The sequence below is a fragment of the Escherichia sp. Marseille-Q3837 genome (assembly GCF_916618735.1).
Classification (GTDB): Bacteria; Pseudomonadota; Gammaproteobacteria; order Enterobacterales; family Enterobacteriaceae; genus Escherichia; species Escherichia ruysiae.
In genome coordinates this window covers 900,644-914,663 of sequence record NZ_CAKAKC010000001.1, presented here as the reverse complement: position 1 = coordinate 914,663, position 14,020 = coordinate 900,644, and the positions used below count along the sequence as shown (strand labels likewise).

The following is a 14,020-nucleotide window of genomic DNA, read 5'->3' as shown; positions in this document are numbered from 1 at the left end:
CTTGGCCACAATGAAAGATGTTGCCCGCCTGGCGGGCGTTTCTACCTCAACCGTTTCTCACGTCATCAATAAAGATCGCTTCGTCAGCGAAGCGATTACCGCCAAAGTTGAAGCGGCGATTAAGGAACTCAATTACGCGCCATCAGCTCTGGCGCGTAGCCTCAAGCTCAATCAGACTCGAACCATTGGCATGTTGATTACTGCCAGTACCAATCCTTTCTATTCCGAACTGGTGCGTGGCGTTGAACGCAGTTGCTTCGAACGCGGTTATAGCCTTGTTCTTTGTAATACCGAAGGCGATGAGCAGCGAATGAATCGCAATCTGGAAACGCTGATGCAAAAGCGCGTTGATGGCTTGCTGTTACTGTGCACCGAAACACACCAGCCTTCGCGTGAAATAATGCAACGTTATCCAACAATCCCTACTGTGATGATGGACTGGGCGCCGTTCGATGGCGACAGCGATCTTATTCAGGATAACTCGTTGCTGGGCGGAGATTTAGCGACGCAATATCTGATCGACAAAGGTTATACCCGAATTGCCTGTATTACCGGTCCGTTGGATAAAACGCCTGCGCGCTTGCGGCTGGAAGGTTATCGGGCGGCAATGAAGCGTGCTGGCCTTGACGTTCCTGATGGTTATGAAGTCACTGGCGATTTTGAATTTAACGGCGGGTTTGACGCGATGCAGCAATTGTTATCGCATCCGCTGCGCCCCCAGGCAGTCTTTACTGGAAATGACGCTATGGCAGTTGGCGTATACCAGGCTCTATATCAGGCTGGGTTATATGTCCCGCAGGATATCGCGGTGATTGGCTATGACGATATCGAACTGGCAAGCTTTATGACGCCACCGCTCACTACAATTCATCAACCAAAAGATGAACTGGGAGAGCTGGCGATTGATGTACTCATCCACCGGATAGCACAGCCAAATCTACAGCAACAACGACTACAACTTACGCCGATACTGATGGAGCGCGGCTCGGCTTAGATTTACGCTTTTTTTAATCAAATTATTACTGTTGCTTTCAGAAGCATGAATATTGCTACTGAAGCAACAGTAATAATTCTCCGGAATAAGCATTGCCACCGTCAGCGTATAACTGATGATGGCAGCAATTGCGGATAAGGTGGTATTCAGGATGGTGAGATTTAGTGTCCGTATAAAGATGACTATTGCCGCAATGCACGGCAAACCCGCCATACTGTATCCGTTTGTTATATTACTTATCCGGGGAGCGTAGCAGCGCCTGACAAGCTTTAAATGCAGCGTCGCCATCACTTTGGATTATTGCATCGACAATCGCCTGGTGTAGATCCAGTTTTATCACGGTATCGCTGGTTATTGACGTAAAGTAAGTGTGATAAACCGAATGAAATAGTGAAGCGAAAGATGTCAAAAACGGATTGGCGCTCATTTCATAAATATGTTCATGCCAGGCCATATCGACCTCAATCCAACGCTCCCGGCGGAAATGCTCTTTTAACGACACCATTTCGGCCATCAGTGTATTGAGATGCGCCTTCTGTTCTGCGGTGCCCACCGTTGCTGCCAATAAGCAGGCTTGCGGCTCCAGACAGATACGCATAACCAGAAAATGATCAATAACTTGATGAAAGTTCTCTTCTGTCATCCACCAGGAGAGCAACTCTTGATCAAGAAAATTCCAGTTGGATTGCGGCATGACACGCGTACCAATTCGTGGTCGTGGCAAAACCATTCCTTTTGCCGTTAACGTCTTGACCGCTTCGCGTACCGCAGTACGGCTCACTCCAAATTGCTCACCCAGCTCAATTTCACCAGGCAGAATGGTGCCGGGTGCGTATTCACCTTTTAAGATCCGTTGCGCCAGCTTCTCGGCCAGAACATACGAAAGGTTTTTCTGTGCAGCTAACTGTTGTGCGCTTAATGGCATACTCATCTTCCTTATTCTTTTTTTCCTCCTTAGTATGCCACCAGGAAGTGTGATTGCGGTTGCAAAAACGGCAAATTGCTTGTTTTATGGCACACCAACAAGTGTTTTGATGAAAAAACGCGCATTCGGAAAATTATTTTAAATTTCCTCTTGTCAGCTCAGAATAACTCCCTATAATGCGCCACCACTGACACGGAACAACGGCAAACACGCCGCCGGGTCAGCGGGATTCTCCTGAGAATCTCAACAGAGAAAAGCAAAAAAATGCTTGACTCTGTAGCGGGAAAGCGTATTATGCACACCCCGCGCCGCTGAGAAAAAACGAAGCGGCACTGCTCTTTAACAATTTATCAGACAATCTGTGTGGGCACTCGAAGATACGGATTCTTAACGTCGCAAGACGATAAATGAATACCAAGTCTCAAGAGTGAACACGTAATTCATTACGAAGTTTAATTCTTTGAGCATCAAACTTTTAAATTGAAGAGTTTGATCATGGCTCAGATTGAACGCTGGCGGCAGGCCTAACACATGCAAGTCGAACGGTAACAGGAAACAGCTTGCTGTTTCGCTGACGAGTGGCGGACGGGTGAGTAATGTCTGGGAAACTGCCTGATGGAGGGGGATAACTACTGGAAACGGTAGCTAATACCGCATAACGTCGCAAGACCAAAGAGGGGGACCTTCGGGCCTCTTGCCATCGGATGTGCCCAGATGGGATTAGCTAGTAGGTGGGGTAACGGCTCACCTAGGCGACGATCCCTAGCTGGTCTGAGAGGATGACCAGCCACACTGGAACTGAGACACGGTCCAGACTCCTACGGGAGGCAGCAGTGGGGAATATTGCACAATGGGCGCAAGCCTGATGCAGCCATGCCGCGTGTATGAAGAAGGCCTTCGGGTTGTAAAGTACTTTCAGCGGGGAGGAAGGGAGTAAAGTTAATACCTTTGCTCATTGACGTTACCCGCAGAAGAAGCACCGGCTAACTCCGTGCCAGCAGCCGCGGTAATACGGAGGGTGCAAGCGTTAATCGGAATTACTGGGCGTAAAGCGCACGCAGGCGGTCTGTTAAGTCAGATGTGAAATCCCCGGGCTCAACCTGGGAACTGCATCTGATACTGGCAGGCTTGAGTCTCGTAGAGGGGGGTAGAATTCCAGGTGTAGCGGTGAAATGCGTAGAGATCTGGAGGAATACCGGTGGCGAAGGCGGCCCCCTGGACGAAGACTGACGCTCAGGTGCGAAAGCGTGGGGAGCAAACAGGATTAGATACCCTGGTAGTCCACGCCGTAAACGATGTCGACTTGGAGGTTGTGCCCTTGAGGCGTGGCTTCCGGAGCTAACGCGTTAAGTCGACCGCCTGGGGAGTACGGCCGCAAGGTTAAAACTCAAATGAATTGACGGGGGCCCGCACAAGCGGTGGAGCATGTGGTTTAATTCGATGCAACGCGAAGAACCTTACCTGGTCTTGACATCCACAGAACTTTCCAGAGATGGATTGGTGCCTTCGGGAACTGTGAGACAGGTGCTGCATGGCTGTCGTCAGCTCGTGTTGTGAAATGTTGGGTTAAGTCCCGCAACGAGCGCAACCCTTATCCTTTGTTGCCAGCGGTTTGGCCGGGAACTCAAAGGAGACTGCCAGTGATAAACTGGAGGAAGGTGGGGATGACGTCAAGTCATCATGGCCCTTACGACCAGGGCTACACACGTGCTACAATGGCGCATACAAAGAGAAGCGACCTCGCGAGAGCAAGCGGACCTCATAAAGTGCGTCGTAGTCCGGATTGGAGTCTGCAACTCGACTCCATGAAGTCGGAATCGCTAGTAATCGTGGATCAGAATGCCACGGTGAATACGTTCCCGGGCCTTGTACACACCGCCCGTCACACCATGGGAGTGGGTTGCAAAAGAAGTAGGTAGCTTAACCTTCGGGAGGGCGCTTACCACTTTGTGATTCATGACTGGGGTGAAGTCGTAACAAGGTAACCGTAGGGGAACCTGCGGTTGGATCACCTCCTTACCTTAAAGAAACGTACTTTGAAGTGCTCACACAGATTGTCTGATAGAAAGTGAAAAGCAAGGCGTCTTGCGAAGCAGACTGATACGTCCCCTTCGTCTAGAGGCCCAGGACACCGCCCTTTCACGGCGGTAACAGGGGTTCGAATCCCCTAGGGGACGCCACTTGCTGGTTTGTGAGTGAAAGTCACCTGCCTTAATATCTCAAAACTCATCTTCGGGTGATGTTTGAGATATTTGCTCTTTAAAAATCTGGATCAAGCTGAAAATTGAAACACTGAACAACGAAAGTTGTTCGTGAGTCTCTCAAATTTTCGCAACACGATGGTGTTTTACGAAACATCTTCGGGTTGTGAGGTTAAGCGACTAAGCGTACACGGTGGATGCCCTGGCAGTCAGAGGCGATGAAGGACGTGCTAATCTGCGATAAGCGTCGGTAAGGTGATATGAACCGTTATAACCGGCGATTTCCGAATGGGGAAACCCAGTGTGATTCGTCACACTATCATTAACTGAATCCATAGGTTAATGAAGCGAACCGGGGGAACTGAAACATCTAAGTACCCCGAGGAAAAGAAATCAACCGAGATTCCCCCAGTAGCGGCGAGCGAACGGGGAGCAGCCCAGAGCCTGAATCAGTGTGTGTGTTAGTGGAAGCGTCTGGAAAGGCGCGCGATACAGGGTGACAGCCCCGTACACAAAAATGCACATACTGTGAGCTCGATGAGTAGGGCGGGACACGTGGTATCCTGTCTGAATATGGGGGGACCATCCTCCAAGGCTAAATACTCCTGACTGACCGATAGTGAACCAGTACCGTGAGGGAAAGGCGAAAAGAACCCCGGCGAGGGGAGTGAAAAAGAACCTGAAACCGTGTACGTACAAGCAGTGGGAGCCTCTTTTATGGGGTGACTGCGTACCTTTTGTATAATGGGTCAGCGACTTATATTCTGTAGCAAGGTTAACCGAATAGGGGAGCCGAAGGGAAACCGAGTCTTAACTGGGCGTTAAGTTGCAGGGTATAGACCCGAAACCCGGTGATCTAGCCATGGGCAGGTTGAAGGTTGGGTAACACTAACTGGAGGACCGAACCGACTAATGTTGAAAAATTAGCGGATGACTTGTGGCTGGGGGTGAAAGGCCAATCAAACCGGGAGATAGCTGGTTCTCCCCGAAAGCTATTTAGGTAGCGCCTCGTGAATTCATCTCCGGGGGTAGAGCACTGTTTCGGCAAGGGGGTCATCCCGACTTACCAACCCGATGCAAACTGCGAATACCGGAGAATGTTATCACGGGAGACACACGGCGGGTGCTAACGTCCGTCGTGAAGAGGGAAACAACCCAGACCGCCAGCTAAGGTCCCAAAGTCATGGTTAAGTGGGAAACGATGTGGGAAGGCCCAGACAGCCAGGATGTTGGCTTAGAAGCAGCCATCATTTAAAGAAAGCGTAATAGCTCACTGGTCGAGTCGGCCTGCGCGGAAGATGTAACGGGGCTAAACCATGCACCGAAGCTGCGGCAGCGACACTATGTGTTGTTGGGTAGGGGAGCGTTCTGTAAGCCTGTGAAGGTGTGCTGTGAGGCATGCTGGAGGTATCAGAAGTGCGAATGCTGACATAAGTAACGATAAAGCGGGTGAAAAGCCCGCTCGCCGGAAGACCAAGGGTTCCTGTCCAACGTTAATCGGGGCAGGGTGAGTCGACCCCTAAGGCGAGGCCGAAAGGCGTAGTCGATGGGAAACAGGTTAATATTCCTGTACTTGGTGTTACTGCGAAGGGGGGACGGAGAAGGCTATGTTGGCCGGGCGACGGTTGTCCCGGTTTAAGCGTGTAGGCTGGTTTTCCAGGCAAATCCGGAAAATCAAGGCTGAGGCGTGATGACGAGGCACTACGGTGCTGAAGCAACAAATGCCCTGCTTCCAGGAAAAGCCTCTAAGCATCAGGTAACATCAAATCGTACCCCAAACCGACACAGGTGGTCAGGTAGAGAATACCAAGGCGCTTGAGAGAACTCGGGTGAAGGAACTAGGCAAAATGGTGCCGTAACTTCGGGAGAAGGCACGCTGATATGTAGGTGAAGTGATTTACTCATGGAGCTGAAATCAGTCGAAGATACCAGCTGGCTGCAACTGTTTATTAAAAACACAGCACTGTGCAAACACGAAAGTGGACGTATACGGTGTGACGCCTGCCCGGTGCCGGAAGGTTAATTGATGGGGTCAGCGCAAGCGAAGCTCTTGATCGAAGCCCCGGTAAACGGCGGCCGTAACTATAACGGTCCTAAGGTAGCGAAATTCCTTGTCGGGTAAGTTCCGACCTGCACGAATGGCGTAATGATGGCCAGGCTGTCTCCACCCGAGACTCAGTGAAATTGAACTCGCTGTGAAGATGCAGTGTACCCGCGGCAAGACGGAAAGACCCCGTGAACCTTTACTATAGCTTGACACTGAACATTGAGCCTTGATGTGTAGGATAGGTGGGAGGCTTTGAAGTGTGGACGCCAGTCTGCATGGAGCCGACCTTGAAATACCACCCTTTAATGTTTGATGTTCTAACGTTGACCCGTGATCCGGGTTGCGGACAGTGTCTGGTGGGTAGTTTGACTGGGGCGGTCTCCTCCTAAAGAGTAACGGAGGAGCACGAAGGTTGGCTAATCCTGGTCGGACATCAGGAGGTTAGTGCAATGGCATAAGCCAGCTTGACTGCGAGCGTGACGGCGCGAGCAGGTGCGAAAGCAGGTCATAGTGATCCGGTGGTTCTGAATGGAAGGGCCATCGCTCAACGGATAAAAGGTACTCCGGGGATAACAGGCTGATACCGCCCAAGAGTTCATATCGACGGCGGTGTTTGGCACCTCGATGTCGGCTCATCACATCCTGGGGCTGAAGTAGGTCCCAAGGGTATGGCTGTTCGCCATTTAAAGTGGTACGCGAGCTGGGTTTAGAACGTCGTGAGACAGTTCGGTCCCTATCTGCCGTGGGCGCTGGAGAACTGAGGGGGGCTGCTCCTAGTACGAGAGGACCGGAGTGGACGCATCACTGGTGTTCGGGTTGTCATGCCAATGGCACTGCCCGGTAGCTAAATGCGGAAGAGATAAGTGCTGAAAGCATCTAAGCACGAAACTTGCCCCGAGATGAGTTCTCCCTGACTCCCTGAGAGTCCTGAAGGAACGTTGAAGACGACGACGTTGATAGGCCGGGTGTGTAAGCGCAGCGATGCGTTGAGCTAACCGGTACTAATGAACCGTGAGGCTTAACCTTACAACGCCGAAGCTGTTTTGGCGGATGAGAGAAGATTTTCAGCCTGATACAGATTAAATCGACATGTCGGAACAGGACATGTTGATAAACAGAATTTGCCTGGCGGCCGTAGCGCGGTGGTCCCACCTGACCCCATGCCGAACTCAGAAGTGAAACGCCGTAGCGCCGATGGTAGTGTGGGGTCTCCCCATGCGAGAGTAGGGAACTGCCAGGCATCAAATTTAGCAGTAAGCCGGTCATAAAACCGGTGGTTGTAAAAGAATTCGGTGGAGCGGTAGTTCAGTCGGTTAGAATACCTGCCTGTCACGCAGGGGGTCGCGGGTTCGAGTCCCGTCCGTTCCGCCACCCTAATTAGGGGCGTAGTTCAATTGGTAGAGCACCGGTCTCCAAAACCGGGTGTTGGGAGTTCGAGTCTCTCCGCCCCTGCCAGAAATCATCCTTAGCGAAAGCTAAGGATTTTTTTTATCTGAAATAACCTCTCCGAAGTAAATCCTTCTACCGGCATCCTTGCCAGCCATTCAGATTAATACACATCATCCAGCACGTTAATTTTCAATAGATCGCGAATCAACGCATTTTTATCGCTATTTTGCAGCCATATGGCATAGAGAGGACGAGAAAGAGTTGTGCTGTCGACAACGGTATGCAGCCCACCTTTCTTACGTGCCCAACTCACCGGCAGCCATGTGCAACCATTAAGCATCGCAATCTGTTGCTGTGCCAGTTCAGCAGAACTGGTTGTTAGCATTGGAACTTCATCAGCACCGATCAAACCAGCCTCATGTTGTTGAAAATCCGGCCCCCATTCCAGACGGAGATAGTTAAGCTCACCTTTTAGCTTAGAAGGGGCACTGGTATAGAGTGCTAAAGTAAAATGCCCCAGTAACTGACTACTAAATTCATCCATTTTGGGCGCTTCAGTAGTAATAAGAAGATCAAGCTGGCGTTCATGCAGTTGTTTTACCAGAGATTGGCGCTGGGCAATTCGCGCTTCGAACTGTAAGCCTGTATGGGCATCCTGATTTTGATACAAGCGTCCCAGCCACTGATTAAGCATACATTCCCACAACGAGGCGCTGGCACCGATAGAAAACTCATTATGTCGTGAGGTATGCGCTACCTCCTTACGAGCAGTCTGCCAGGTGCTCATGAGTGTTTCTGCATAAGGCAACAGCTTTTCACCGGCAGCGGTTAAACGGATATTGTTTCTGTGACGGGTGAAAAGATTCACACCCAGCTGATTTTCCAGTTGTCTGATCCGAAAGCTCACTGCTGACTGGGTCAGATAGAGCGATTCAGCCGCTCGACCAAAGTGACGCGTTCGGCTAACTTCCAGGAAAGTTTTTAACAATTCCGTATCCACAGTGCTCTCCGCAAAATTATTTGTCGTTATGATTTAAATGTTTTGTTTTACACTCTGTCAAGCGTAACTAATACTCCGCGCCATAACTAGCTCGGTCAAAGAATTAGGAGCGTGCAGGATGGCGGAAAGCTTTACGACGACTAATCGATATTTCGACAATAAACATTATCCACGTGGATTCTCTCGTCATGGTGATTTCACCATCAAAGAGGCACAACTGCTTGAACGTCATGGTTATGCCTTCAATGAGCTGGATCTCGGCAAACGCGAGCCGGTTACCGAGGAAGAGAAACTCTTCGTAGCAGTATGCCGTGGCGAACGTGAGCCAGTGACAGAAGCAGAACGCGTGTGGTCCAAGTATATGACGCGTATCAAGCGTCCAAAACGTTTTCACACTCTTTCCGGCGGTAAACCGCAGGTCGAAGGTGCTGAAGACTACACCGATTCCGACGATTAATAAAAAGGGCGAAATGCCCTTTTTTTACGTCAGCAGCTTTTGCAAATGGATGAGCAAACGGTCGATAGCCCGATAACTTACGGCCTCTTGTAAATGCTGACGTGTGATGACGTCAGACTGATCAATATCAGCTATGGTTCTTGATACTTTCAGTAACCGCTGCCAGGCACGAATAGATAATCCCAGATGGATCAGCGTTTCTTCCAGCCACTGTGCGTCCTCGCTCTCAAGCTTGCAAAATTGTCGTATTTCCGGACTATCCAGCCAGGCATTCAGTTTATTCTGCCGCTTAAATTGGCGCTCTCTGGCGGCCATTACGCGTTGTTTAACGGTGGCGCTGCTTTCCCCCTGAATGACCGCTTTGCTCAAAATACCGGGTGGCGGTAGCGGGATCTCCAGTGAGAGGTCAAAGCGGTCAAGAAAGGGACCGGAGAGTCGGTTGAGATAACGCAGCGTTTGTTCCGGCGTGCAGCGGTTATGGTTCCCTTGATAATGTCCTGTTGGGCTGGGATTCATCGCCGCAACAAGCTGGAAACGGGCTGGATAGGTTATTTTTGCTCGTGTGCGTGAAAGATGGATTTGCCCTGACTCTATGGGTTCCCGCAAGGCATCCAGTGTACGCCGTTCAAATTCAGGTAGTTCATCAAGAAAAAGTACGCCGTTATGCGCCAGCGAAATTTCACCAGGCCCGGGAATTGCACCACCGCCCACCATCGCAGTTAACGACGCACTGTGGTGCGGTGAGCGGAACGGGCGCTGCCGCCATTGTTTTTGCACTGATTCGGCATTTACCAGGCTTAATATTGCGGCACTCTCCAGTGCTTCTTCATTGCTTAAATCTGGCAACAGGCCATTAATACGGCTGGCGAGCATCGTTTTGCCTGTTCCCGGCGGTCCAATCAATAAAAGGTTGTGTCCGCCAGCAGCAGTAATTTCCAGTCCTCGCTTTCCTTGCTCCTGACCGACAACATCACTGAGATCATGTTGTAATGCACGGGATACTACATCAGTTGGTTTCGGGCGTTCGAGAGCGTGTTTACCTTCCAGAAATGCACAGACAGCCTGCAGATGATCGGCTATCAGGCATCCTTCACCGTTAATTAACCCCACTTCATCTTCGTTGTCTTTCGAGACGATAATTTTTCTGCCCGACTTAATGGCTTCAGTTGCACTGGAGATTGCGCCTGGAACGCCACGCAGAGCGCCTGTAAGCGCCAGTTCTCCGACTAATTCATATTCATCTAACTTATTGGCTGTAAGCTGTTCAGAGGCTGCCAGCAACGCAATGGCGATAGGTAAATCATATCGTCCCCCTTCTTTTGGCAGATCGGCAGGAGCAAGGTTTATGGTGATTTTTTTCGCCGGATATTCATATCCGCTATTGATAATGGCGCTGCGCACGCGATCGCGCGCTTCTTTTACCGTTGTTTCTGGTAAGCCCACCATTGTTAACCCTGGCAAACCTTTACTGATATGTACCTCAACAGTGATTGGGGGAGCATTGACTCCCAGGGCGGCACGAGTATGAACAATTGACAGTGACATAAGTCCTCCTTAAGTCACCATTATGAACATAAGAGATCCCTGCTGTAGTCTGCGAAATTGTGTTATTTAGCGGCTGATTCCCGTTTATTTGTGCAAAGTAATTTGAGTTGTATTAGTGATGGAATCACTCTCGCAAAAATAAAAAGCACAAAAAACTGCCACTCGAAGAGCGCGAGAATTATACGGAAATTGAATTTTTTTCACTCACAAATTTTTATATAAAAAACAATGGTTTTTATAGAAATTATTATGAGAGTCATAAAAAGCGGCCAAAAAATATCTTGTGCTATTCGCAAAATCTATGGTAACTCTTTAGGCATTCCTTCGAACAAGATGCAAGAAAAGACAAAATGACAGCCCTTCTACGAGTGATTAGCCTGGTCGTGATTAGCGTGGTGGTGATTATTATCCCACCGTGCGGGGCTGCACTTGGACGAGGAAAGGCTTAGAGATCAAGCCTTAACGAACTAAGACCCCCGCACCGAAAGGTTCGGGGGTTTTTTTTGACCTTAAAAACATAATCGAGGAGCAGGCAATGAATAACAGCACAAAATTCTGTTTCTCAACATTCAGGACGGGGAACTAACTATGAATGGCGCACAGTGGGTGGTACATGCTTTGCGGGCACAGGGTGTGAACACCGTTTTCGGTTATCCGGGTGGCGCAATTATGCCTGTTTACGATGCATTGTATGATGGTGGCGTAGAACACTTGCTGTGCCGGCATGAACAGGGCGCGGTAATGGCGGCTATCGGTTATGCCCGTGCTACCGGTAAAACGGGCGTGTGCATCGCCACTTCTGGCCCTGGCGCAACCAACCTGATCACCGGACTTGCGGACGCGCTGTTAGATTCCATCCCTGTAGTTGCCATCACCGGTCAGGTATCTGCACCGTTCATCGGCACCGATGCATTTCAGGAGGTTGATGTCCTGGGATTGTCGTTAGCCTGTACCAAACACAGCTTCCTGGTGCAGTCGCTGGAAGAATTACCACGCATCATGGCCGAAGCGTTTGATGTCGCCAGCTCAGGTCGTCCCGGTCCGGTTCTGGTCGATATCCCTAAAGATATCCAGTTAGCCTGCGGCGATCTGGAACCCTGGTTCACCACCGTTGAAAACGAAGTGACTTTCCCACATGCCGAAGTCGAGCAAGCGCGCCAGATGCTGGTAAAAGCGCAAAAACCGATGCTGTATGTTGGCGGCGGCGTAGGTATGGCGCAGGCGGTTCCTGCTCTGCATGAATTTCTCGCTGCCACAAAAATGCCTGCCACCTGCACGCTGAAAGGGCTGGGTGCAGTCGATGCGGATTATCCGTACTATCTGGGGATGTTGGGGATGCACGGCACCAAAGCGGCGAACTTCGCGGTGCAGGAATGTGACCTGCTGATCGCCGTGGGGGCACGTTTTGATGACCGGGTTACCGGCAAACTTAACACCTTCGCACCACACGCCAGTGTTATCCATATGGATATCGACCCGGCAGAAATGAACAAGCTGCGTCAGGCGCATGTGGCATTACAAGGCGATTTAAACATGCTGTTGCCTGCGTTACAGCAATCGTTAAATATCGATGAATGGCAGCAATACTGCGCACAAATGCGTAGTGAACATGCCTGGCGTTACGATCATCCTGGAGATGCTATCTACGCGCCGTTGTTGTTAAAACAACTGTCGGATCGTAAACCTGCGGATTGCGTTGTGACCACGGATGTGGGGCAGCATCAGATGTGGGCTGCGCAGCACATCGCCCACACTCGCCCGGAAAATTTCATCACTTCAAGCGGTTTAGGCACTATGGGCTTCGGTTTACCGGCGGCGGTTGGCGCACAAGTCGCGCGACCGAACGATACTGTCGTTTGTATCTCCGGTGACGGTTCTTTCATGATGAATGTACAAGAGCTGGGCACCGTAAAACGCAAGCAGTTACCGTTGAAAATTGTCTTACTCGATAACCAGCGGTTAGGGATGGTTCGACAATGGCAGCAACTGTTTTTCCAGGAACGATATAGCGAAACCACCCTTACCGATAACCCAGATTTCCTCATGTTAGCCAGCGCCTTCGGCATCCCTGGCCAACACATCACCCGTAAAGATCAGGTTGAAGCGGCACTCGACACCATGCTGAACAGTGATGGGCCATACCTGCTTCATGTCTCAATCGACGAACTTGAGAACGTCTGGCCGCTGGTGCCGCCTGGCGCCAGTAATTCAGAAATGTTGGAGAAATTATCATGATGCAACATCAGGTCAATGTATCGGCTCGCTTCAATCCGGAAACCTTAGAACGTGTTTTACGCGTGGTGCGTCATCGTGGTTTCCACGTCTGCTCAATGAATATGGCTGCCGCCAGCGATGCACAAAATATAAATATTGAATTGACCGTTGCCAGCCCGCGTTCGGTCGACTTACTGTTTAGTCAGTTAAATAAACTGGTAGACGTCGCACACGTTGCTATCTGCCAGAGCACAACCACATCACAACAAATCCGCGCCTGAGCGCAAAAGGAATATAAAAATGACCACGAAGAAAGCTGATTACATTTGGTTCAATGGGGAGATGGTTCGCTGGGAAGACGCGAAGGTGCATGTGATGTCTCATGCGCTGCACTATGGCACCTCGGTTTTTGAAGGCATCCGTTGCTACGACTCACATAAAGGTCCAGTTGTATTCCGTCATCGTGAGCATATGCAACGTCTGCATGACTCTGCCAAAATTTACCGCTTCCCGGTTTCGCAGAGCATTGATGAGCTGATGGAAGCTTGCCGCGAAGTGATCCGTAAAAACAATCTCACCAGCGCCTATATCCGTCCGCTGATCTTCGTAGGTGATGTTGGCATGGGCGTTAACCCACCAGCGGGATACACCACCGACGTGATTATTGCCGCTTTCCCGTGGGGAGCCTATCTGGGCGCGGAAGCACTGGAGCAGGGGATCGACGCGATGGTTTCTTCCTGGAACCGCGCGGCGCCAAACACCATTCCAACCGCTGCGAAAGCGGGGGGGAACTACCTCTCTTCCCTGCTGGTTGGCAGCGAAGCGCGCCGCCACGGTTATCAGGAAGGTATCGCGCTGGATGTGAATGGTTACATCTCTGAAGGTGCAGGCGAAAACCTGTTTGAAGTGAAAGACGGCGTGCTGTTCACCCCGCCGTTCACCTCTTCCGCGCTTCCGGGTATTACCCGTGACGCCATCATCAAACTGGCGAAAGAACTGGGAATTGAAGTGCGTGAGCAGGTGCTGTCGCGTGAATCGCTGTATCTGGCAGATGAAGTGTTTATGTCCGGTACAGCGGCTGAAATTACGCCAGTGCGCAGCGTCGACGGTATTCAGGTGGGCGAAGGCCGTTGTGGCCCGGTCACCAAACGCATCCAGCAAGCCTTCTTCGGCCTCTTCACCGGCGAAACCGAAGATAAATGGGGCTGGTTGGATCAGGTTAATCAATAAATACAAAAAATGGGACGG

10 protein-coding genes, 3 tRNA genes, 3 rRNA genes and 1 pseudogene are annotated in these 14,020 nt (G+C 50.6%); 13 read left to right on the top strand and 4 right to left on the bottom strand.

What is annotated here, in order from left to right:
* Position 1 precedes the first annotated feature (1 nt).
* On the top strand, positions 2-994 hold the full coding sequence (gene rbsR, locus LG381_RS04335; RefSeq protein ID WP_000224480.1) for a ribose operon transcriptional repressor RbsR: 993 nt from the start codon (positions 2-4) through the stop codon (positions 992-994).
* Positions 995-1,075: 81 nt separating this feature from the next.
* On the opposite strand, the pseudogene LG381_RS04330 reads toward rbsR, so the two are convergent.
* Together LG381_RS04330 and LG381_RS04325 are read right to left on the bottom strand one after the other, a co-directional pair.
* Positions 1,076-1,207: pseudogene (locus LG381_RS04330) on the bottom strand (hypothetical protein); the annotation flags it as partial.
* 19 nt (positions 1,208-1,226) lie between these two features.
* Entirely contained in the window at positions 1,227-1,919 is a 693-nt protein-coding gene (locus LG381_RS04325; RefSeq protein ID WP_001131152.1) for a FadR/GntR family transcriptional regulator, read from the bottom strand.
* Between the two features lie 477 nt (positions 1,920-2,396).
* Between LG381_RS04325 and LG381_RS04320 the strand changes: the two genes are divergently transcribed.
* From LG381_RS04320 to LG381_RS04295, 6 genes are all read left to right on the top strand, one after another.
* Positions 2,397-3,938 (top strand): 16S ribosomal RNA (locus LG381_RS04320).
* 85 nt (positions 3,939-4,023) lie between these two features.
* Positions 4,024-4,099 (top strand) — tRNA-Glu (locus tag LG381_RS04315).
* 191 nt (positions 4,100-4,290) lie between these two features.
* Positions 4,291-7,193 (top strand): 23S ribosomal RNA (locus LG381_RS04310).
* Positions 7,194-7,291: 98 nt separating this feature from the next.
* Positions 7,292-7,407: ribosomal RNA gene (gene rrf, locus LG381_RS04305) — 5S ribosomal RNA — on the top strand.
* The 16S, 23S and 5S rRNA genes sit together here with 3 tRNA genes alongside, the layout of an rRNA operon.
* Positions 7,408-7,461: 54 nt before the next feature.
* A tRNA-Asp gene (locus LG381_RS04300) sits at positions 7,462-7,538 on the top strand.
* 8 nt (positions 7,539-7,546) lie between these two features.
* Positions 7,547-7,622: transfer RNA gene (locus tag LG381_RS04295), tRNA-Trp, on the top strand.
* A 94-nt stretch (positions 7,623-7,716) separates the two neighbouring features.
* Here the strand turns inward: LG381_RS04295 and hdfR are convergent.
* Complete coding sequence (gene hdfR, locus LG381_RS04290; RefSeq protein WP_000379262.1) at positions 7,717-8,556, bottom strand: HTH-type transcriptional regulator HdfR; 840 nt, start codon at positions 8,554-8,556, stop codon at positions 7,717-7,719.
* Between the two features lie 118 nt (positions 8,557-8,674).
* Between hdfR and maoP the strand changes: the two genes are divergently transcribed.
* Positions 8,675-9,013, top strand: a complete 339-nt coding sequence (maoP, locus tag LG381_RS04285; RefSeq protein WP_000841001.1) for a macrodomain Ori organization protein MaoP — start codon at positions 8,675-8,677, stop codon at positions 9,011-9,013.
* 24 nt (positions 9,014-9,037) lie between these two features.
* Here the strand turns inward: maoP and LG381_RS04280 are convergent, their stop codons facing one another.
* Positions 9,038-10,558: a YifB family Mg chelatase-like AAA ATPase gene (locus tag LG381_RS04280; protein WP_225762066.1), complete on the bottom strand. Its 1,521-nt coding sequence runs from the start codon at positions 10,556-10,558 to the stop codon at positions 9,038-9,040.
* Between the two features lie 350 nt (positions 10,559-10,908).
* On the opposite strand from LG381_RS04280, the gene ilvL reads away from it, so the two are divergent.
* The 5 genes from ilvL (at position 10,909) to ilvE (ending at position 14,002) form a co-directional block, all read left to right on the top strand.
* A complete protein-coding gene (ilvL, locus tag LG381_RS04275; RefSeq protein ID WP_001311244.1) occupies positions 10,909-11,007 on the top strand; it encodes an ilv operon leader peptide in 99 nt (32 codons plus the stop codon).
* An 86-nt stretch (positions 11,008-11,093) separates the two neighbouring features.
* On the top strand, positions 11,094-11,144 hold the full coding sequence (ilvX, locus tag LG381_RS04270) for a peptide IlvX (RefSeq protein WP_101687388.1): 51 nt from the start codon (positions 11,094-11,096) through the stop codon (positions 11,142-11,144).
* A 2-nt stretch (positions 11,145-11,146) separates the two neighbouring features.
* Positions 11,147-12,793: an acetolactate synthase 2 catalytic subunit gene (ilvG, locus tag LG381_RS04265; RefSeq protein WP_001012640.1), complete on the top strand. Its 1,647-nt coding sequence runs from the start codon at positions 11,147-11,149 to the stop codon at positions 12,791-12,793.
* Positions 12,790-13,053, top strand: coding sequence for an acetolactate synthase 2 small subunit (gene ilvM, locus LG381_RS04260; RefSeq protein WP_000983255.1), 264 nt, complete (start codon positions 12,790-12,792; stop codon positions 13,051-13,053). Before ilvG ends, ilvM begins: the two co-directional genes overlap by 4 nt.
* 19 nt (positions 13,054-13,072) lie before the next feature.
* Positions 13,073-14,002 carry a branched-chain-amino-acid transaminase gene (ilvE, locus tag LG381_RS04255; RefSeq protein WP_000208524.1) on the top strand — a complete coding sequence of 310 codons (930 nt, stop codon included), beginning with the start codon at positions 13,073-13,075 and terminating at the stop codon, positions 14,000-14,002.
* The last annotated feature ends 18 nt before the right edge of the window (positions 14,003-14,020 follow it).